Genomic DNA, 2343 nt, shown 5'->3' with positions numbered 1-2343 from the left:
ATCCGGTGCGGCTGCTGCTCAAGGGATTGAGAGGCAGGAAGCATTTGATACTTGGATTGTGCAGCAACGGTTGAATGACCCTGAATATTTTATACCGCAACTCAAGCAACGGTTAGAGGCGATTATTGGCGATGAGTGGCTATTTGAGCGATTTTGAGCTTTTTCTGTTCTCTGGCGAGGGTTCAGATCCCCGACTTCTCAAAGAAGTCGGGGATCTAATCCTGTGAGCTAATTGCCGCTAGTAGGCATCGCCCAAATAGTCACTTTGCCATCGAAGCTACCACTGGCTAGGGTTTGCCCATCTGGACTAAAGGCGATCGCACTTACCCAGTCTGAAGTCCCTGCCAGTGTACTTTGTAACTCTCCTGTAGTTAAATTCCACATTTTTACGCCATCTCTGCCGGCACTGGCTAAGGTTTGTCCATCGGGATTGATGGCGATCGCATTCACCCAATTATTATGTCCTGTGAGGGTGCGTACTGGCTCGTTAGAATTTTGACTCCAAATTTTAATAGTGCGATCGCGGCTGGCTGTGATGAAATTTGAACCATCTGGCGTAAACGCTAGGGTAGTCACTGTCTGGGAATGCCCAGTAAATTCACTGACTAATTCACCAGTATTCAAGTTCCACAGTTTAATTACACCCTTATTATCGCCACTAGCTATAGTCTGACCATCAGGACTCATTGCTAGTGTATGTATAGAATTATCAAAGCGTACCAAAGTAGCTAATGGTCGCTGTTGGAACAAATCCCACATCCGAATCCCGTCTAAAGCACCACTAACCAGAATTCGACTATCGGGTGATACAGCCAAAGACATGACATTACTGCTATGTCCCACAAAAGAACGACTAAACTTATTATTTTTCAGATTCCAAATATTAATTCTATTGTCGCTGCTACAGCTAATTAAAGTTTGACCATCTGGTGAAATTGCTAAAGACTGCACCCCAGTTGTGTGTGCTTTTCTAATCCGTCCCGACCTTTCGCCTGTTACGGGGTTCCACAATTGGATTATGCCATCATTGTCACTACCACCACCACTGACCAAAAGTTTGCTATTGGGACTAAAGGCCAAAGATTTAACGCTTCCTCTATGTCCTAAGAAGGTGTGAAGCAGTTGGGGGTTGCTCGCAGTTTTGACTTGAGAGTTTGGTCTTAATTGCACAGCAGCGTTAACAGCCGGAATATTTGACCCTTGCCAGAGAGTTATCGGCAAAGCGATCGCCGCCATAAATGCCATAATTATGTACGGGCGCAATACATAATTTTCCCCAGTGCTTACCTCACGCCTCACTTTTTTGCCTCACTTTTGGTATAGATTTCGTCTTCTTTACTCTTCACTCAGCACTCAGCACTCTCCCCACTTCTCATCGCCGTGGTTTTTTCTTAGAAATAGTCAGAATTGGCAGAGTAGTACTAGATGATTGGGGAGGTAAGTAATGTTGTACTACAGGCTCATCTGCCAGGGGTTGCCGTTGCTGGATTCGCCATAACTTAAAAGCTAGGCTGACCCCTGCTGTCCCCAAACCAACAGCAAATAATGACCAACTATCATTCAGTCCTCCAATTAGGGAATCAACCACGCCTACTGTCATCAATACGCTGATTATTGGGTCTTTTCTGTAGGCTGACTTTAAAAAACGAGGTAATACAGCATTCATCACGGCTTAGTTTTTCCAGATTACCGAGAATACCTCACACATTAACTGCTATTTTAACGATATGCATCTAAAGCACTGAAATTTTCTACAGTACAGAAAAAGTGTAGTTGTTCATCTTCTTGCAGGTGTTATTTGCCAGCAAGTTTAAAATAATACCAACACTTTTGTGTGTGCATCTGCGTCATAAACGGCTTGTGTAAGGAAGTTTGCTCTTAGATATTTTCACGTTCAAAACCAGCTAGTTGTTCCAGCTGGTTCAAACACTTCTAATTACTAGCTTACAACTTCAAGCTTTATGCTTGTTAGTAGCACTATTTCAGGCCTAGCCATGATAGCACACCTTGATTAGTGAAATACTCAATCGCCACCATCAATAAAAAGCCAATCATTGCTGCTCGACCATTTAAGCGTTCAGCATATTCATTAAAACCAAACTTGGGATCTTCTAATTTGGGGGTAATTGTTGGTTGTGATTGTGTCATTTTCCTAAAACCTCTTTTTGGCAAACGGGAGTTAAAACAGTAAACAGGGAACAATTATCAATGTTTCAGATGGGATTGAGAACCAGACTGAAATAAACTTTTGTCAAAATTTAGAGAGTGTGACTCCCCTGTTGATTATTGGTAACTGATGGGGGCGTTGGCAATGCTTAAATAGCAGCGTCTCTAGAAGAACTT

General features: G+C 42.9%; 3 protein-coding genes. All 3 read right to left on the bottom strand.

Annotated features, from left to right (window positions below; all coding sequences use genetic code 11):
* Nucleotides 1–228 precede the first annotated feature (228 nt).
* On the bottom strand, nt 229–1245 hold the full coding sequence (locus tag VB654_RS25150; protein WP_416235708.1) for a WD40 repeat domain-containing protein: 1017 nt from the start codon (nt 1243–1245) through the stop codon (nt 229–231).
* A gap of 127 nt (nt 1246–1372) precedes the next feature.
* Entirely contained in the window at nt 1373–1666 is a 294-nt protein-coding gene (locus tag VB654_RS25145) for a hypothetical protein (protein ID WP_323216558.1), read from the bottom strand.
* 311 nt (nt 1667–1977) lie between these two features.
* Complete coding sequence (locus VB654_RS25140; protein WP_323216557.1) at nt 1978–2148, bottom strand: chlorophyll a/b-binding protein; 171 nt, start codon at nt 2146–2148, stop codon at nt 1978–1980.
* Between the last annotated feature and the right edge of the window lie 195 nt (nt 2149–2343).

Origin of the sequence: Nodularia sp. UHCC 0506, assembly GCF_034931045.1 — a bacterium.
Lineage (GTDB): Bacteria > Cyanobacteriota > Cyanobacteriia > Cyanobacteriales > Nostocaceae > Nodularia.
This window is presented reverse-complemented; position numbering and strand designations above follow the sequence as displayed.